The 19,092-nt window shown below is 42.9% G+C and carries 15 protein-coding genes and 1 pseudogene; 9 read left to right on the top strand and 7 right to left on the bottom strand.

Going from position 1 to position 19,092, the window contains the following annotated elements; translation table 11 throughout:
• The first annotated feature begins 46 nt into the window (after positions 1-46).
• Positions 47-592: a peroxidase-related enzyme gene (locus tag L3V23_RS07145; protein WP_042479742.1), complete on the top strand. Its 546-nt coding sequence runs from the start codon at positions 47-49 to the stop codon at positions 590-592.
• 246 nt (positions 593-838) lie between these two features.
• On the opposite strand, the gene L3V23_RS07140 is transcribed toward L3V23_RS07145, so the two are convergent.
• From L3V23_RS07140 to L3V23_RS07125, 4 genes are all read right to left on the bottom strand, one after another.
• Positions 839-1,951: an AI-2E family transporter gene (locus tag L3V23_RS07140; RefSeq protein WP_102965669.1), complete on the bottom strand. Its 1,113-nt coding sequence runs from the start codon at positions 1,949-1,951 to the stop codon at positions 839-841.
• A gap of 60 nt (positions 1,952-2,011) precedes the next feature.
• Positions 2,012-3,781: a phospholipase D-like domain-containing protein gene (locus L3V23_RS07135; protein WP_102953424.1), complete on the bottom strand. Its 1,770-nt coding sequence runs from the start codon at positions 3,779-3,781 to the stop codon at positions 2,012-2,014.
• 79 nt (positions 3,782-3,860) lie between these two features.
• Entirely contained in the window at positions 3,861-4,862 is a 1,002-nt protein-coding gene (locus tag L3V23_RS07130; protein ID WP_102965670.1) for a DUF2955 domain-containing protein, read from the bottom strand.
• Positions 4,852-5,910 (bottom strand): HlyD family secretion protein, encoded by a 1,059-nt coding sequence (locus tag L3V23_RS07125; RefSeq protein ID WP_102965671.1) that lies wholly within the window; start codon positions 5,908-5,910, stop codon positions 4,852-4,854. The genes L3V23_RS07130 and L3V23_RS07125 overlap by 11 nt, the downstream gene beginning before the upstream one ends.
• A 480-nt stretch (positions 5,911-6,390) precedes the next feature.
• Between L3V23_RS07125 and L3V23_RS07120 the strand changes: the two genes are divergently transcribed.
• The 4 genes from L3V23_RS07120 (at position 6,391) to L3V23_RS07105 (ending at position 10,028) form a co-directional block, all read left to right on the top strand.
• Positions 6,391-7,944 (top strand): diguanylate cyclase, encoded by a 1,554-nt coding sequence (locus tag L3V23_RS07120; RefSeq protein ID WP_237292135.1) that lies wholly within the window; start codon positions 6,391-6,393, stop codon positions 7,942-7,944.
• Between the two features lie 257 nt (positions 7,945-8,201).
• Positions 8,202-8,486 (top strand): hypothetical protein, encoded by a 285-nt coding sequence (locus tag L3V23_RS07115; RefSeq protein WP_102965673.1) that lies wholly within the window; start codon positions 8,202-8,204, stop codon positions 8,484-8,486.
• A gap of 127 nt (positions 8,487-8,613) precedes the next feature.
• A complete protein-coding gene (locus tag L3V23_RS07110) occupies positions 8,614-9,306 on the top strand; it encodes a hypothetical protein (RefSeq protein WP_237292134.1) in 693 nt (230 codons plus the stop codon).
• A gap of 203 nt (positions 9,307-9,509) precedes the next feature.
• Positions 9,510-10,028, top strand: a complete 519-nt coding sequence (locus L3V23_RS07105; RefSeq protein WP_052404531.1) for a c-type cytochrome — start codon at positions 9,510-9,512, stop codon at positions 10,026-10,028.
• A 52-nt stretch (positions 10,029-10,080) separates the two neighbouring features.
• Here the strand turns inward: L3V23_RS07105 and L3V23_RS07100 are convergent, their stop codons facing one another.
• Entirely contained in the window at positions 10,081-12,006 is a 1,926-nt protein-coding gene (locus L3V23_RS07100) for a beta-glucoside-specific PTS transporter subunit IIABC (RefSeq protein ID WP_237292133.1), read from the bottom strand.
• Between the two features lie 5 nt (positions 12,007-12,011).
• Positions 12,012-12,866, bottom strand: a complete 855-nt coding sequence (locus L3V23_RS07095) for a PRD domain-containing protein (protein WP_102953431.1) — start codon at positions 12,864-12,866, stop codon at positions 12,012-12,014.
• Between the two features lie 669 nt (positions 12,867-13,535).
• On the opposite strand from L3V23_RS07095, the gene L3V23_RS07090 reads away from it, so the two are divergent.
• From L3V23_RS07090 to L3V23_RS07080, 4 genes and pseudogenes are all read left to right on the top strand, one after another.
• Positions 13,536-14,954, top strand: a complete 1,419-nt coding sequence (locus L3V23_RS07090; protein ID WP_237292132.1) for a PTS transporter subunit EIIC — start codon at positions 13,536-13,538, stop codon at positions 14,952-14,954.
• Positions 14,955-14,990: 36 nt separating this feature from the next.
• Positions 14,991-16,397 carry a 6-phospho-beta-glucosidase gene (gene ascB, locus L3V23_RS07085; RefSeq protein WP_102953433.1) on the top strand — a complete coding sequence of 469 codons (1,407 nt, stop codon included), beginning with the start codon at positions 14,991-14,993 and terminating at the stop codon, positions 16,395-16,397.
• Positions 16,398-16,476: 79 nt separating this feature from the next.
• Positions 16,477-16,977: a carbohydrate porin gene (locus tag L3V23_RS21320; protein ID WP_102965679.1), complete on the top strand. Its 501-nt coding sequence runs from the start codon at positions 16,477-16,479 to the stop codon at positions 16,975-16,977.
• Between the two features lie 29 nt (positions 16,978-17,006).
• Positions 17,007-18,026 (top strand): annotated as a pseudogene (locus tag L3V23_RS07080) (carbohydrate porin); the annotation flags it as partial.
• A gap of 136 nt (positions 18,027-18,162) precedes the next feature.
• On the opposite strand, the gene L3V23_RS07075 reads toward L3V23_RS07080, so the two are convergent.
• Positions 18,163-19,047: a LysR family transcriptional regulator gene (locus tag L3V23_RS07075; RefSeq protein WP_102953435.1), complete on the bottom strand. Its 885-nt coding sequence runs from the start codon at positions 19,045-19,047 to the stop codon at positions 18,163-18,165.
• Between the last annotated feature and the right edge of the window lie 45 nt (positions 19,048-19,092).

Raw genomic sequence — 19,092 nt, 5'->3', positions numbered from 1 at the left:
AGTAGTAAGATTATTTCGACAATTTGGAAGCAAATAGGAGCTGAACATGTCACGTATTACTACCCCTGCATCAATTACTGCTGCACCTGAGGAATCACACGCATTATTGGATGCAGTAAACACCTTGTTGGGCAGTGTTCCAAACCTTTTCCGTATCGTAGCGACTAGTCCAGCGACACTGGAGGGTTATTTAGGATTAAATGGTTCGCTTGCTAAAGGTGCGCTAACAGCACAAACTCGCGAACGTATTGCGCTAGCTGTGGCTGAAGTTAATGGCTGTGGCTATTGTCTCGCCGCACATCAATACCTTGGTTCTAACTTCGCGAATCTAAGTGCAAATGAAATTGAAGCAAACCGCAGAGGCACGTCCGAAGACGAAAAAGCAGCTGTCGTAGTTCAGTTTGCGACAAAAGTGACTATCAATCGAGGCAAGGTTACAGATAGTGACTTTGAGGCTGTTCGAGCTGCTGGTTACAGCGATGCTGAAATCGTCGAAATTGTTGGTCATGTTGCTTTGAATACTCTAACCAACTACATCAATGAAGTCCTTGGTACGGAAATCGATTTCCCAGCGGTTGGTACTTTGAGCTAAAAGTACACTTCTGATAGGAATCTGTGTGTCTACAGTTTTCAGTTTAGCGGTCATTTTTGAATGACCGCTTTTACCTCTATTGCTCGGCTGAAGATGTCAGCATAGGCGCTATTTTTGCCTCAGTAATTGGTAGCAGGGGCGCATATTTACCTGAGATTATTCTACTTAAGCGTCTGTTCTATTGACCCTTGTTGATAGGTTTTTTGTCATTATTGGTCTAGTTAAAAGGGGAATTTATCAAAGTCCCTATTTAGGCTTCGAATGATCAGCGCTCTCTGATAATTGCTTGTTCTCTTCTTCAACCCACTGCATGAATACTTGATACCCCGCAGCTAAAAAGGCAGCGCCGACGAACATACCCAGTATGCCGCCAGACATAACCCCACCCACAGCGCCAATGAGTATGATTGGCATAGGGACATCCAATCCTCGGCCAAGAATGATTGGTTTTAAGAAGTTATCTATTAAGCTTGCAGCTATCAGTAATATCGTGAAGAGAACATTGTGTGCTGTGCCACCATCTCCTGACCACAAGACAGCAACTGCGACCAATGCAACGACCGTAACCGGAAGCTGAACGATAGCGAATACTAAGGCTATGAGAGTAAACAAAGAGGCCGCAGGCACACCGGCCAAAGCAACAACAGCTCCAAATATCATTGCGGTTAAAAATGCGATACCGATAATTCCAATCGCAACCTGCCTGAGTGTTGCTGTGGTCAGTTTATGCAGTTTCGGGCCTTTGACTGGATCAGTAAAACTGATAAAAATTTTGGATATTGATGCCGATGCAGGTTCTGCCCAAGCTAACATTATCCCGGCAATGATCACTGCACCTATCAATAGAAATACGTTCTTAGCGGCGCTAGCCGCACTATCAACAACCCAACCAAAGAGGCTTTTTATTTGAGGCTGACGCTTCTCTATAAAATCAGGAAAATTATCTGCAGCCTCATCCCATGCTGCGTACAATTTCTCCCCGACTAAAGGCCATTCTTTCACGCTGTCCGTTGGCTTAGTGATGACTAGCGTACCGTTTTGATAGGAATCGATCGCCGCTAATGTTTTAGTTGCAAATGAGTTACCAACCATAGCAGTAGGGGTGCCAAGCACGAGCACTCCTATTATTGCGACTATAGTCGCTGCTCGATTGGATCTTAAACCCAGTTTACGTTCAATAATTAATTTAAGAGGGTAAAGTGCAATTGCTAATACCAAAGCCCAAAGCAAAATAGGTAAGAATGGTAAAAACGCCCACCAGCAAACAATAACAATAAGCGTAATTGCAGCGAATCGTATTAACGAAGTACTGAATGCCTTCACTAATATCTTTTCTAGGTTCTCATTTGAGTTGTTCACGTTTTTTATCCCTTGTTCATTGAGCCGTAGATAATGGCTCTTTAACTTTTGTTAACTGCACTAAAACTGATAGATAAGGCCAGTATTTTCTAAAGCTTTGTAGATAAAACGTTGTCGACCAGTAGTGCTTCCCTTTAAACCACCCATCTCACGCACTTTATGTCTCAAAGTTAACCACTCTTGGCTTCCCCAACGAGTAGACTGAGATTTCAACAATTCAAACTCTCTGTTCATATCGTCAATTACGTCACCCTTAAACAGGAAAAATCCCATTTCGTTGTTATAAATGAGCGAGCGGAAATCCAAATTTGTTGTGCCGACGAAAGCGTTATCGTCAGCAATCACAAATTTCGCATGCAGTTTTCCGTAGTGTTTATTGCCACCTAAAGAAACCGCATCATCCTTGCCCAATTGATAAAACATAATGCGCGGATGGCTGACCAATTTTTCCCATGCTTCTGAATTTACAAATTCCATGTTTTCTTCGTTGTTCGTTAACTCACTATCCAGCCATTGTTCTCGTTGTTCAGGATCCATCAGCAAAAGAGGGGCGGTATGCATATCGATCACGGCCTGAGTAAAGAAATTATCGCTTGTAAGAACCGAGTTAGTGATAATTTCTATGGTTCTTTCGGGATCTTTATTTAACCACTCCATCGTGACATTGACGTTCTCATCGATAACCTCTTGATCTTTTAAAAGATCAGACTGAAGGAATAAATAGGGTGAGACAATACGAACCCTTTTCAGATCGTAATTCTCATAGCCGACACGCCCTAGAATGCCGCTAATAGAGTTTGCGTTTCTCAATTTATTTGTACTGTATTGAGACACCAAATCGCTGTTAACTAGGTTATCAAGTTCATGAGCCAAACGAGTTCGTGTCTGAGAAAAGCCTTTTTTAGTGTGGTCTTCCGCTCTCTGATAAGCAGTTTGGAAAGTGGGGCTTTGCTTTAATTTCGACAACATCTTTTGATGTCTTTCCGCGACGGTTTCGTAGTCAAAAACCGCCGTTAGAAATTTGTTTCCGGGCTTAGAAAACAGAACTGAAAAGTAATATTCAGCCAGCTGTGAGGGTGAAGTCGCGGATGATGAGTCCGCTAAAGGGCGGATAACAATTTCAATATCTTTAAATGTCGTAGGGTCAAAACTTCCGCTTTCATCCAAGCCATAATAGTGGGTTGAGATATTACGCCCGCCAGTGATAACAAACGCATCTTCCGGATACGCACCATCAACAACTAAAAGCTTGTCGTGTGAACGTCGATTACCGTCTGAAGCAAACTCTGTCAGCGCATTGAAAACAACCGCTTGTACTCGAGCTCGGTTGTTTGTCATTTCACCTTTAGCATTTCTTACGTAGCCCGCTTTGTGTTCGCATTCTTTTAGACCTTTTAAATCACTATGGACAAAGCTAAAGGAGCCTAAGCTATCAACCATAATCCGTATATCTACACCTCTTTTAACCGCATTACACAAGGCGCCTAAAACGGCTTCTCCGACAATATCGGGAGAAAAAATGTAGTAGGTAAGGTCAACTGTATATTTGGCGTTTTCGATAAGATAAATTTTGTCAGCAATACTTTGTACTGCGCTTGTGCTATCGGTTCCTATCACTTTGACCAGTGCATCCTGAATGGGGAGAGAAGATTCAGAAGCCAGTTTGATATAGTCACGTTTAAGCTCATCTTCTGGACGCCAACGACGCTCCTCCATATGTTGCTGTGTTCGTGGATCAGTGATGGCACCTTCAGGGAAGTCTGGCGTAGAACTACAACCAAACAATAAGGTCATGAGTAATCCAAAGCTAACGACTTTAGTTCTGTTCATTCCGAGTTCCCTTACTCTGATTAATCCTCGTTTTCTTAGGTCATACTTATCAAGGCGATTGGCTTAGTTATAGGTTTGCTTAATTTTTAAACTCTACAATTTGTCGAGCTGGATTGATGAGTCTCAGTATCAGCGCTCCAATGAAAATGGCGATACTGATGGATACCAGTCGCATAAATCCCGATGTAAAGGAATCGATGCCAACATTTTGTACAACCTGATAAGTGATGACGATAAAGTTCATCACCAATAGCTGATAAATGGTTGAATGCGCATCACGGCGATATGCGTAACAAGCCAGTTGAATACCCAAAAATAACGATACTCCCAATACGACCCACTCCGGCGCACCAAAGCTGCATAAGAACATTGTTGGTAAGGTAAATAAGATCCCTGTAGCTGTCGTTATCAGTCTCTGATAAACGAAATCTTTGTGATGATTGATTAACGGTAGTTTAAGCATGCTGCTTATCGTTATTGCGATCAGCATGGTTTGTGAGCCACCAATACCAATAAGAGCGGCAAGAATCAAACACATGGCGGTAGCTTTAAACATGGCTACACTTAGAGGACTTTCAGTTCCCTTCGCTGGCTCATCAGGCTTGATATCTTGTGCGTCCCCCGGAAAAAGAAAGTGGGCAAGGAATGTGACGATGAGCGCGACAACAAATGCTTGGATTAACACCGCAGGTACAGCATCGATAGGAAAATGCATCTGCTTGCTTACTACGGTTGCAATGATGAGCACAATCAGCGCCAGATTGGAGACAATATCCTGCGGATTATTGTGACTACGGTGATAGCTCCAAGTGAGAATTCCCCAAAGGAAAAGCGCGTACCCAGTTGGTGTCCCGGCAAACATTTGGGCAAAAAACACCACCATGACACTAATAAGTATTAAAACCGTAACGAGTTGAAACACCAGACTCATAGGGGGCTTTGAAGGTATTGTCGTTAAAAGTATGACCACGAAAACAGGGGCTAGAACCGGCATCGGGTGCCCTGTGTATTTCAAATAGAAAAGTAACAGAAGCGGTGTAAAGATTATCTTAACGACTGGATTAACGCTGCTATGAAACATAAGTCCACACACTGACCATTCTCATCCACAAACCTGCAAGAAACTCACCGAGTCCACTTTGCTCTGTATAGAAGGCTACGGTTGCTTGCGAGCCATAGCGAATGTTTTCGGGGATTTCGTCAAACACAATATTAACTGGGTAACGCTGTGCGTTGAGTGATTTGGCATCTGCTTTAATAAAACCCGTTGTACTATCAACATTATTACTGTCGCCAGTTCCCCATCCTAAGCTATAAACCTTGCCGTCCAGCACTCGACCGGGCATTGAATCAAGCACTATTTTGACTTGCTGACCGGGTTTTATGAACTCCAATGAGTTCTCTCTTACCTGAGCTGAGATCCAGATTTCTCTTGGGTCGATAAACGTTAACATCGGTGAGCCAATATTGGCTTGCTGACCAACCGTGAGTTGAACATTAGTGACGATGCCATCTGAAGGAGCGATAACCGCTGTTTTCTGTAAGTCGAGTTGTGCCTTCTCTAGCCCAACCATAGCCGCTAGGAGTTGAGGGTTGTTATTACCCTTAGGCCCTAGACTTTGCTTGGCTTGTTCTAAGGAAGCTTCAGCAGCATTGAGCGCTGCCTGTGCCCGTGAACGTGCTTCGATAGCATTATCAAGTTCGGACTTACTTAGAACACCTTTTGATGCAAGTTCAGAAATCCGAGCGGTTTGTTCTCTGGCATTATTTCGCGCGGCAATCGCATCCGTTACTTTTGCTTGTGCAACTTCAACCGCAGCAGTGCTGGCTCCTATATTCTGACCAGCTAGCTCCAAATTTGCCTGAGCAGAACGAACGGCTAACTCATAGTTTCTTGGGTCAATTCTAAACAGTACATCGCCAGCTCTCACTACTTGGTTATCTTTAATTTTCACTTCAATGACATTTCCGGATACCTCCGGAGCAATGCGAACCAAATAGGAATGAACCCGAGCGATACTGGTCATAGGAGTGACCCTGTCGGACCACAAACTATACATCCAAGCTAGAAGTACTATCGCTATTACATAGAAGCTCAACTTTCTTGATGACTGTTCCGTTTTTGACATGATATACCTTCTTTCAATTCTTCAATTTCATCACTTAAAAGAATGACCAACGCTTGGAAGTGGTGACTAAAAATGGTTAAAAAATAGGAAAGCGCATTGAATAAGAAGAGTATAGAGGTTTATTTGATGAGTATTTGCTTACTACCTCATATTATTCAACCGGATAACTCTGTTATATGAGATATGACTGGCTTAGCTTTAACGTTTGTAATTGCTCTTTGTTTATCTTTTCAAACACTTTTTGATTCAGTATTGATATTAAAAACTCATGCTTGAGAACTATTCGGTTTATTGGCATTTACTATTTTAGTAAGCTAGCGGCCAGATATATCTACTTTAATTATTTCGTCATGTTGTACTTGAGGCTAACTGGGTTCAGGTCTGCTTTTGGTGTTAAATCAATCTTGGTAGATAGCATTTTGATTAATTTCTACCTATTGCAAAACGGAATGCAACATAGATGATACTCATGGCGAACGGATGACTATTCACATACCTACTATTTTTCTAATAATCATTGCAACTGCGGGTACGTTGACGTTATCTGTAGGCTCAGTCACACGGGCAAAAGAACATAAAGAACTATTATTGTGGACGATAGGTTTAGCACTTCACACTCTGGTTTATGTTCTGTTCTTCTTACGAGGACAAGCTCCTGAGTTTATCTCTGTTCTTGTTGCTAACACTGCTCTCTCAGCCAGCTATTCTTTTTTTACTGCCGCGATTGGGGAGTTTTTGCATCGCCAAATCTTCAAAGTTGTGTTGGTTGGCCCCCCTTTAGTTTTAGCGATTATTTTTTCCTTTCTCATGGATGACATTAGCGCTCGGATCATCGTTAGTGGCCTAGTTTTCAGTAGTCAGTGTGCTTGGGTTTTGTCTTTCTTAATGAACCGTAAAAGGATTGTCAGCGGACGAGGCAAATATCTCGTGGTGGCTGGCCTTACTGTAATCATTGTTGTGTTATCGGCGCGTATTCTCAGCGTTATGATCAAGCCAAATGATATCTCTAGTATGTTGCATCAAACACCTATTCAGGTTGCTACATTCTTTGGGGCATTCATGTCATTAATCCTTATGTCTAACGGCTTTGTTTTGATGATTAAGGAACGTGCAGATGAACACATCCTGCAGATGGCAATGAAAGACCGGCTGACAGGGGTATGGAATCGAGTTCGGCTAGAAGAAGAGGCTCCACAGGAGATAGCAAGGCTAGAACGCTATGGGCATCCTACGTCGCTTCTTATGGTAGATTTAGACCATTTTAAACAAGTCAATGACCAGTATGGGCATGCCACGGGAGACTTGGTGTTGAAAGAGTTTTGCGCTGTCGTTCAGTCTTGTATTCGAACAACGGATATTCTGGCTCGCTGGGGTGGGGAAGAGTTTGTTGTCCTGTTACCTAATAGCGGGTTTGTTAATGCAGCGCCATTGGCAGAACGAATTAGAGCGGCTGTTGAAAAGCATGAGTTTCCCTATGGTCTGCGTGTTACAGCGAGTATTGGGCTGGCGATTTGCCAGCCTTCGGATTCTTGGAGTTCATGGTTAGATCGCGCTGATCAAGCGTTATATCGCGCAAAATCGACCGGTCGAAATCGTGTTGAAGTAGAGAATGCTCCAACTGAGTTCGATACATCCAAAACCAATATTGTGCAGTTAGTATGGCGACCCGCTTACGAATCAGGTAATGCAGTGATCGATACTCAGCACAGAGCGTTACTTGAACATTCGAATATTCTATTGCAGGCGATTTTGGACAATAGAGAAAAATCAGAGATATCCCAATTAGTGGATTGTCTGATTTCTGATATCGAACAGCATTTCAAGGACGAAGAAGCGATTTTCCAAAAGGCCGGATATTCAGACTGCAAGCATCACATTGAGCTTCATGAAAAGCTGATAGACAGAGCAAGAAGACTATCAAACCATTTTCTTAATGGCCAAGTCAGAGACAGTGAACTTCTTCACTTCATCATGTATGAAATGGTGACTCAGCACATCCTGATTGAGGATAGAAAGTACTTCTCCATGTTGTAACTTCACACATCTGCACCTTTACTTCCGAATGGCCCGCATGTTGGGCCATTTCATCTTGGTTTATCTTGGAGCATCGAACTGGTGTAAGTGACCGATGAGATAACCTTCCTTCCAGCGCTAGCGCTTCTCGCCATCTATTTTTCTTAAAGCCCTACATCCTTGTCAGATGCCGCTTAAATAAGCACGAAGTGGTTTTGTCTGAACGTCTGGTGATTTATTGTTCAATGATTGGGGCGATAACACTAATAGGTTTAACTATGTCTGTGTATTCAATTGGTTATGGAACAAAGTCGACGGAGCAGGCTAAAGCTGTGATAGAAGAAGTATTAAATGGCTCTAAGGCGGTTCAACTCAACGAAGAGTGTTGGTTTTTAGACACCGCGCTTTCCAAAAATGAAGTGATAGATACTTTAAGCTATATCGCCGAACTTGATGAACCTTTTTGTACCGTTACTCGGTTATGTTTCGGTGATTGGTTGCAAAAAGCCTACACAACCGAAGTGATTACATGGCTGACTCATCCTGTAAGAAGTTGGTGGTGAACGTATATGACCAGCTTGTTTTTAACTTTTCAGGGAGCATGAAACCGTCACTCTTTCTCAAACGTTAAGCCGCTGAACAACAGGGTGACTTAATGCACTATCTCGCTGTTTTTATGTTGGTTGTTGTATGGAAAATGATATTCGAAAGTTGATAGAGGAGAGACTGACTTCAAGTAGTATTGATCTTTCCGGTTTGTTTGATGGTAAAAGTTTTAACCATGAGCGATTGAAACGATTGTTTCCTATGCTGTCCAAGAAGCTTCTTCGTGAATCTGATAAATTTGTAACTACAATGCTGGTGGAAGCACAAGCCAGCGCCTGCCAAAAAATATGTTGTTCAAAAGCGTATAAAGACTTGATCTCTACCACCTCTATATCAGACCGATATGCGCAAATAACGCTGTCACTACAACGCTCAGAAATGACTCTGGAGCAGTGCCATAAAGTAGTAAAAGTCATTCTTCCGTCTGAAGCTGAGCTTCATGAACAAATCGCCCCCAGAGGAAATTTTTTTCTGAAGAGCATCACCATTTCCTATGTGCTTAACTCATTTCTTTATTTATTGCTCAAAAATGACCCATATATAACGGTTACTTGGGGACCTTATATTGGCGTGGATGATTCAGAGATTAAGCATGAATGGTTTGGTAAATCGCTATTTTTGAAGCAAGCACAATCCGCTGGCTTTGATGTGGCTAATGGATATGAGTACGGAACATTTGAATGCTACACCAATCAAGTAAATCAAAAGCTAATTAATGAGTTAAAAAATGCGTTGGGTCGCTCCGTGTTTCAAAAGTTAAAGCGGCGACTGTTTTAACTCTTCTATCGAACAGGGGTGTTTTTACCAATTTTCAGTGAGTTAACTACATATAATAAAAGCTCAATAGAAGGTGAGTTTTTGACACACAACACACTGAATGCCCCAAATAGAACCTATTATTTTAGTAACAGTTTACTTTGTAGTGCCTTTGTTGAACTAAACATTGTTTAGCTTAATAGGGAGCTAAAAGGAGTGTACTCATGCTACCAAGACAAACTCGTTTTGGATTGTTACTCGCTACGCTGATGATTACTGGTTGTGACATGGCATTTAGTCATATGTATTCTGAGAGTGATAAATCTATTACTTATCCTACCAACGGTGAACAAATCTATTTCACCGGAAGAAACAAAGATGGCCGCTTACTAACCAATCTTGGTGGCAATATGCACGCGCGGATGCACATAGTCGCCTGTGCTGATTGTCATGGTTTGCAGCGCGAAGGTGGTCTAAGAATGTACCCAACATTTTGGGTTGTTGCTCCGTCTCTGACGAGTGAAAGCTTGTTTGGTGACCACCATGACGATCATGATGACCATCAGGCTTATACGCGAGAGAGTCTGAAAAAAGCCATAACTAGCGGGATTGAGCCGTCTGGCGAAGAATTGGATCCAAGGATGCCTCGTTGGGTTATGAGTGAAGTCGACTTGAACGACTTGGTCGATTATTTAGCTAACGATGAGTCTCATCATGAATCCGAGACGGAGCAAGACCACTAAAGAATATGGCTTATTACTAGTGCCGCTTTAAGTGTTCTTGCTGTGACAATCTTTAGATAATCGTGAGCAGTGTTTCACCACTTTTGATATTGGGCGAACTGGTGGCGATGACATCTAAGTATTCATCACTATTGGTGATCAAAATTGGCGTGGTGCTATCGTAGCCCAGAGAGTGGAGTAGCTGTAGATCGAACAGAATAAGCGGTTGTCCTTGTTTGATTTCTTCACCAACAGCGACCAGTAATTCAAATCCTTGCCCTTCTAACTTAACAGTATCCAGACCTATGTGTATTAGCATTTTGATCCCATCATCACTTTGCAACCCAATAGAATGAAGGGCTTTAAATACAGACACGACTTTGCCGTTAAAGGGGGCACGCAGCTCACCCTCTTCAGGTTTGATCGCTATTCCTTGTCCCATGATTTCGCTGGCAAAGGTTGGGTCTTCAACTTCATTAAGAGGAAGCACTTTTCCTGTTAGAGGGCTGAATATTTGTAAGTGCTCTTGGCTGATTTTATCGTTGCTCGAATGACTTTTTTTAGGCTCAGATGCAGATGATTGCTTGTCTTTATTTTCTGCGGTTTCTGGCTCCTCGCTGGCTATAAGCATTGGGGTAAAAATATAGGTAAGAACGGCTGCACAAACCAAGGTAAAGATGGCGGCCAGAATGCTGACGATAACTGAGTCATCGATACCCGTTGGTGGAACAATCTGAACGATGAGAAATAATCCGGGCATTCCTAGGGAATACGCTTTGGCCTGAAAATAAGCCACGATGCTGGAGCCAATTGCCGCGGATAAACAGCCAAAAATAAATGGCCATTTGAGAGGGAGGTTAATGCCGTAAATGGCTGGTTCTGTCACACCAAACACAGCGGTTAGCGCTGCTGTTCCTGCATAACTCGTCTTTTTCTTTCTTCGGTTTATTAGCAGAACGCCAAGGCACGCGCCAGCTTGCCCGAACGCGGCTGGAAGCATTAAAGGAGGAAGAACATCGTAGCCACTAACCGCTATATTGTTCAAAATGATCGGTACAAAACTCCAATGAATGCCAAAAACAACCAGAACCTGCCATAAAGCGCCTATGATGAAACCTGCTACTTCAGGGCTGAACTGATAGAGGAAAAACACGCCTGAAGAAAGAGCTTTCGCAACCGCTGTGCTGAGTGGACCAATTACGAGGAATGTAAGTGGTATCGTGATAATCAAGCACAATAAAGGCGTTAGCCACTTGTAGAAAGAGTCTGGAAATCTGTTAGCAATTGAACGTTCCAGCCAAACATTAAACCAGATGGCAAATAAGATAGGGATAACCGAATTGGAATAGTTGATGAACTCTACTGGCAACCCTAGGAAATATTCAGGTGTGATGTCTATACCAGTGACCTTCTGTGAAAACAGCCAACTGACATGGTTGTTGATCTCCGGGTGCACCAGCGCACTGGCGATAGCGATACCAAACAGTGGGTTTGTACCGAAATGCTTTGAGGCGGAATAGCTCAACAGTATAGGCAGAAAGAAAAATACGGCGTCTGAAGAAGAAAATAGAATGCGATAAGTACCGCTATCAACGTTCATCCAACCAAGGTTTACCATTAGAAAAATGCTCCCCTTGAGAATACCAGCCATACTGAGCAACCATAATATAGGGAAGAAAATATTGGTAATGGTATTAATAACGTTGGTCATATGGTTGGGAATGCCAGTACTTTCTGATGTTTCGAGCAAAGGCAGTAGAGACTGATACAGTTTTTCGACGTGGGAACCTACGATAACCTGAAACATTCCTCCAGAATGTGTCACAGAGATAACCTCTGGAAGCTTATTAATCTCCTTTACTGCATCTGCCGGAATATGCCTAAGTTGGAAACGTAAACGCGTCGTACAATGAGTAACTTGCTGAACATTTGACGCCCCTCCGACCCGTTCAATAATTTGCTCGGCCAGACGGTTGTGATAGTTATTTTGTGGGGCCATATGTGTTATTCGTTTAAAGATGCTGCACGGCGTACCCGTTCAACATGGATTGTCAGAAACATCATTTCTTCGGAAGTCATGGCATGGCTGAATTTTTTATCCACATAGCGGCTAATTTTCTCAACACAGGTGAAAGCGGCGGGGTATTTGTTACGCACCGTGTTGAAAAGCGAGTCGTCATCTTCAGAAATGGTGGTTTGATGAATAAGCCTATGAACGAAAAACTTGAGATGGGTAACGAGTCGTCGAAATTCGTCGCTGTCTTCATTCAGATCCAAGCCTAAATTGTACTTAATCATTTGCACAATATCGCGAATCAAGTTAGTGACACTGATAGTGTTGTTCATGTCTTCATTGAGTTGGGCGTTAACTAGATGCAATGCAATATAACCCGCTTCATCTTCAGAAAAATTCACGCCCGACGCTGCTTTAAGGAGTGTTAATGCTTCTAAGCCAACCTTGAACTCCATTGGGTAGAGCTGTTTAATTTCCCACAACATCCCATTTTTAACCACCTTGCCAGCGCGCAATCGTTCGATAGCAAAATGAATGTGATCGGCTAAAGAAATTCGAATGCTGGGGTGCAGTTCACCCGTTAGCGTATTTTGTGCTAGTTCTACAATTTGCTCTGTGGCTGCGAGCAGTTCAAGAGGTATATTTTCTAATAGCTCCCGATAGCGATTGTCGATGTTATCGTCGTCACTTTTGGCTAGGATGAAGATTTTTTCAATTTTGTCCTCAGGGATCTCGTCATTGGGCTTCATCTGAAATCCAATACCGCGACCCATGACTACAACCTCTCTCTGGTTAGAGTCAGTAGAGATAAGAACATTATTATTTAATACTTTTGATACACGCATAATATTTAGGTTACTGGACTATTTTGTATATAAAAAAACCTAAGTTGGTCAGACGATCTACGTTTTGTTCCAAGCTTAGGTTCTGCCTTTTATCGGTTCTAATAATGCTGTCATTTGGGCAAAGCATATGGTCATCATCTTTGCGTCTCTATTGATACAGGTGAATGCGTGAATGGCTACATACTGCCACCAAAATAGTTCGAAGTATGGTCATTTGTTATGGGTACATCATAAGCTTAGAGAATTGAAATGGGTACAAACTCCTTATTGGTACCGGTTACAATTGTGATATCTATCGCTCTTTTGGTGCTTATTCATGGTATGAATCAGATCTGATTCACATTTGGTTGTTGAGTGAGTTGATCTGAATGAACAGTAGATTTAATGTCCATCGGAACAGAGCAGGCAAGGTTGTTAAATCGGCTCCTTGTTACTCCAAAACGGATTGTTATCGCAAATGCGAGCAAAACCTGACTTAGCTTATCCAAAGTTTACTTGGTAAGTGGTCAGGTTTTTTTATACATAAAATTCAGGCTAATTATCGTTTTTTCGGGATTGTTACCACTATAGGGCAAAACCCGAGGATACCCAGATGTAATGCATTTGGGTTCCTCGGGTTTTTTTATGCCTGTCAGTGAGCAATCACCCATCTAACAAAAGGGCATAGTTATGGCATATCAACAACTTGCGACCGACATCATTAAAACTGTCGGCGGCACCAGTAATGTAGCGAGTGTAATGCATTGTGCGACTCGGTTACGTTTCAAGCTCAATGACAGCGCGAAAGCGGACAAGGAACAAACAAAACTACTTGATGGTGTTATCACAGCAGTTGAAAGCGGTGGACAGTATCAGGTTGTGATAGGTAATCACGTCAATGAGGTCTTTAAAGCGATACAGGCCGAGATGGGTGGCGACACAGGTAATGAACAAGAAGATAAGACGGAGAACAAAGGTAAAGAGGGACTATTGAGTACCTTTATCGATTTGATTTCCGGAATATTTACCCCGTTGCTGGGCATTATGGCTGCGTCAGGTATCCTCAAAGGGGGATTAGCTTTGGCGATTGCGGCGGGCTGGACGACAACAGACAGCGGCATTTATCAGCTTTTGTTTGCTGGCAGTGATGCTTTGTTTTTCTTTTTCCCTGTCGTGCTGGGTTATACCGCTGGTGCAAAATTTGGCGGCAGTCCTTTTGTCACTATGGCGATTGGCGGTGCTCTAGTACACCCAAGTATGATCGCAGCGTTTAATGCATCCCAGTCTCCTAGCTATGAAGCATTGACGTTTTTAGGTATGCCGATCACCTTTATGAACTATGCCTCTTCGGTTATGCCTATCATTTTTGCCGCTTGGGTATCGTGCAAGTTAGAAACGGTTTTCAATAAATTGCTGCCGGGTGCAATAAAGAACTTCTTCACGCCTCTTTTATGTATTGTCGTTACCGTTCCTCTGACTTTCCTAGTAATTGGACCTGCGGCAACACATGCGAGCCAACTTTTAGCGCATGGTTATGAGCTTGTCTACGCTGCAAGTCCAGTTGTTGCGGGCTTAGTAATGGGCGCGTTCTGGCAGGTTTTCGTTATCTTCGGTCTTCATTGGGGCTTTGTTCCTGTTCTGCTTAACAACCTTGCTGTTTTGGGTTCTGACAGCATGATGCCATTGCTGGTTCCTGCTGTACTTGCACAAGCTGGTGCTGCATTTGGTGTTTTCTTGATGACTAAAGATGTGAAGCTGAAAGCCATTGCGGGTTCTGCAACCACTGCTGGCCTGTTCGGTATCACTGAACCTGCTATCTATGGCGTTAACCTGCCGAAAAAGCGCCCGTTTGTTATTGGTTGTATTTCGGGAGCCATCGGTGCCGCAATCATCGCCTACTTCAGTGTACGCATCTATTCATTCGCGCTACCAAGTATCTTAGTTTTCCCACAAATCATTCCGCCAACTGGTGTCGATTTGACGCTTTGGGTAACGGTATTCGCTTCCATGCTCTCAATTGTTCTAGCCACTGTTTTGACTGTCCTGTTTGGCAAAGTCAACGATGCCAATAAAGAGATCGCACAAGCGGTTGTTGCGACCAGAGCCTAATTACAACCCAAGCCAAATTTTAAAGGAGATATATTCATGAGTTTTAGTTTTCCAGAATCATTCTTATGGGGTGGTGCAACTGCCGCAAACCAAATTGAAGGTTCACATAAGAAAGATGGCAAAGGTCTGTCAACATCAGATGTTCAGCCATTCGGTGCCTTTGGTGAGCTCGTATACCGCGAAGAAGGCGATTTTAATATCAAGGACGTAGCGATCGATTTCTATAATCGCTACGAAGAAGACATCGCTCTGTTTGCTGAAATGGGTTTTACCTGTTTGCGCGTGTCGATTGCTTGGAGCCGAATCTTCCCAAATGGTAACGATTCTGAGCCGAATGAAATGGGCTTGGCTTACTATGATCGCGTATTCGATGAGATGGCTAAGCACAACATTACTCCGGTGGTCACCATTTCTCATTACGAAATGCCACTGAACCTAGCGGATAAATATCAAGGTTGGGCTAGCAGAGAAGTGATTGGCTTCTTTGAAAACTATGCCAAGGTGTTGTTCAAACGCTACAAAGATAAAGTCAAACTGTGGCTAACCTTTAATGAAATCAACGTTACGCTGCATGAACCGTTTACGGGTTCTGGTCTTCCTCGTGATTGTAGTGAACAAACTCGATTCCAAGCGATTCATCACCAGTTGGTGGGTAGTGCAAAAGCGGTGAAAGCATGTCACGACATTATTCCAGATGCCAAGATCGGTAACATGATTTTGGGCGCGATTCAGTATCCGCTGACCTGTAAGCCCGAAGATGTGATGCATACGCTGACTCAAAACCGTGAATGGCTGATGTTTGGTGACATTCAGGCGCGCGGTTACTACCCAAGTTACATGACACGTAAATTTAAAGAGTTGGGTGTCGAACTTAACATTACTGAAGACGACACTGAATCTCTAAAAGAAACCATCGATTTTATCTCTTTCAGTTACTACATGTCTGGATGCGCGAGTACCGATCCAGGTGAAGCCGAGAAAGCAAGTGGCAACATGCTGAATATTATTGCTAACCCGTACCTAGAGGCTTCGGAGTGGGGCTGGCAGATCGACCCAGTAGGTCTGCGTTACTTACTCAACTTCCTCTATGACCGTTACCAACTACCTCTGTTCATCGTGGAGAACGGCTTAGGTGCCAAAGATCAGTTGGATGAGAACGGTGAAGTGATCGATGACTACCGTATTCAGTATTTGAATGATCATCTTTATCAAGTTGGTGAAGCGATTCAGGATGGTGTTCCTGTCATGGGTTACACCTCATGGGGACCGATTGATCTTGTTAGTGCTTCAACAGCACAAATGTCCAAACGTTACGGCTTTATCTATGTAGATCGAGACGACAAAGGCAATGGTTCACTAGAACGTAAACGCAAGAAAAGTTTCCACTGGTACAAGTCGGTGATTTCCTCTCGAGGACAAGCTCTGCAAGGTCCAAAACAATAACAAATATAGTCATTCCCCCCATTGGCTCACCAAAAGCTCCTGCTCTGGTGAGCCTCATCTAGCAGCTGTAGGTATTAAGATGAATAGCAAAAAGGCCTCTTTAAATAAAGATTGGAAACAAAAACTGACTCCAGTATGTCTTGCATTAATGAGTTGTGGTTATGCCTCTGTAGGTTTGGCTACAGAAACAGTGCAGAGCCAAATAGACACGTTGCAGGCTCAAATTGAAGTTGCACAGAAAACTTTGCAAGAGCTTCAGACTTCGCAACAGTCCACAGGGAAAGAAGATGAAGTCATCTCAACTTCTTCAACAAGTGAACCGACAGTGAAATCTGATTCTTCTCTACCTACTTTCACAGACCAAGTGCCGGTTACAAGTGGCTTTAACTTCAACGGCTATTTCCGAGCTGGCTGGTACACCTCCGACGAAGGTGCGCCTAAAGAGTATGCGGTGGGTTCTTTAGGCCGCTTTGGTAACGAAATGACAGGTTGGTATGACTTAACATTCAAACAACGTGTTTATGAACAGATGAACAAAAAAGTTGAAGCGGTGATAACACTGGATGGTAATACTGCTTAAACAAAGGTTTTGAGAAGGAAGGTAATGATCAGAACCTCTCCCATTTCCTTGATCTTTATATCCGCACTAAAGGTTTTATTCCTGCATTGCCTGAATCTGAGCTATGGGTTGGTCGCCATGCGATTACTGGCTCAGAAATTCAACTGCTTGACTGGAAAAGCTCGCGAACTAACTCCGGTGCAGGCATTGGCTTCGAAAATATTGCTCTTACCGAAGGAAGCCTCAACGTAGTTTTAATGCGCGAAGATTTTAACTATCTTGACAACAATGGTAAGGATAACGGTGTTGAAATTAATAGTAATGTACTGGACGTGCGTTACAACGGTTACCAACTGAGTGATTCCTTACAACTTGGTTTGGCGGCAAAATATCAGATGGCTAATTTAGGTTCGAGCGCAAAAGACGCTGAACGTTCAGGTAGCTACTCAGAAGTTAAGGATGGGTTGAGTATTGCAACAATCCTTAATCAAAAACTAAGCAATAACGGGTCCAACGAATATACCCTTCAGTATTCTACGAACTCTATTGCAAGTAGCTTTGCTTCTACGAGTTGGGCAAACCCGGATTTTTCGAATGGTCTGAATAATTATCAGGGACACCACACTGATGGTTATGCGGTACGTTTTGTTTCTCAAGGTGAAAAGTACCTATTTGACAATAATGTGATTGTCGCTCACGCGTTTGTTGCTTCTCATGGTGAAGACATTTATAGCTATGATTTATCGACAGATCACACGGATTTTGACAGCGTACGCGCTGTTGTAAGACCTGGGTACATCTGGGATCAGTTTAACCAGACAGGTGTTGAATTGGGTTACTTTAGTCAGACAAACCGTGTTGATGGTAAAAGCTATGATGAGAGCGGTTACAAACTGACGGCTTATCACACCTTCAAAGTAGCAACTAGCATGTTGGGGTCACGTCCGGAAATTCGTTTCTACACGACTTATTTGAAGGCTATGGATAACGAAATCACCAAATTTTCGTTCGACGGCAAGAAGGATGACCAGCTTAGCTTTGGCGTACAAGCTGAAATCTGGTGGTTCTAAAACTCTTATAAACGCGTTTTAAATTCTCATCTAAAACCACCTTTTTGTAAGGTGGTTTTTCACCATTCGATAGTGAGTGATTGTACTCGGTAGTGAATCACCTGGAGTTACCGCAACTCTCACATTTGTAACAGTATTAAACCGAATGACTGTTGATTAAGTGGCGCATTTGTTCTGTTATCCATTCAGTGATTTCACTGCTTGGGCTGTCTAGCCGTTTGACTATGCCTATTTCAACTAAGATGTCGCTTAAAAAGTCCGTTTTTACAGCTTTTAATTGTTCAGTGAACCACTGTGCGCTAGCTATATGTTCCGGCACGATTGCCCACCCCTGATTTTGTGTTACCAGCTCGCAAATTAAGTAATAACTATCGATAACCCAATGATTGGGGCTAAGTGCATTTTCTCGACTTTCGCCGGAACGGTTACAAAGCACCAATTGCCGGTATTGCTGGAGTTGTGCGAGGCTCAATACCTCTTTTTGGGCAAGTGGATGCTGATTACCGACAATCAATATTTTTTTAAAATGTCCTAAAGACTGTAAGGTTAACTTGGGTGGCAACATGTTATTGCTAATCATAAAACCTATGTCAGCTTTTTGATTTGCAATAGCCATGGCAATGTCATCTTGCGAGCCATTGGTAATAACCAAATGCGTACTAGGAAATAAGTCACCAACTTGAGAAAAAATTGAGTGAATAGTTTCCAATGGCAATGCTTCGTCGATTGCGATGCGTAGTGATATGGGGTCGCTATTTGCAGCCGCCAGTGCTCTAGAATTTAAACGAAGACATTGGTTAAGTACGGCTCGTGCTTCAGGAAGCATTTCTTTACCCAAAGGTGTCAGCACAGGATATTTTGAGCTGCGATCGAATAATTCAAAACCTAAGTCGAGCTCTAAGTTTGCAACAGCACTACTGATACGAGATTGTGCTTTGTGCAGCTGTCTCGCGGCCGCAGAAAAAGAACCGAGTTCGGCAGCTGTAACAAAAGCCAGTAGTTGGTCTAGTGTCCAGTTCATTTCAATCTCCTGACACGGTAGTTCTAGTCGCAAGTTAATCATATC

The organism is Vibrio sp. A1-b2 (assembly GCF_021726015.1).
Lineage (GTDB): Bacteria > Pseudomonadota > Gammaproteobacteria > Enterobacterales > Vibrionaceae > Vibrio > Vibrio diazotrophicus.
Note: the sequence above shows the minus strand (reverse complement) of the source record. Positions and strands in the feature narration are given on the sequence as shown.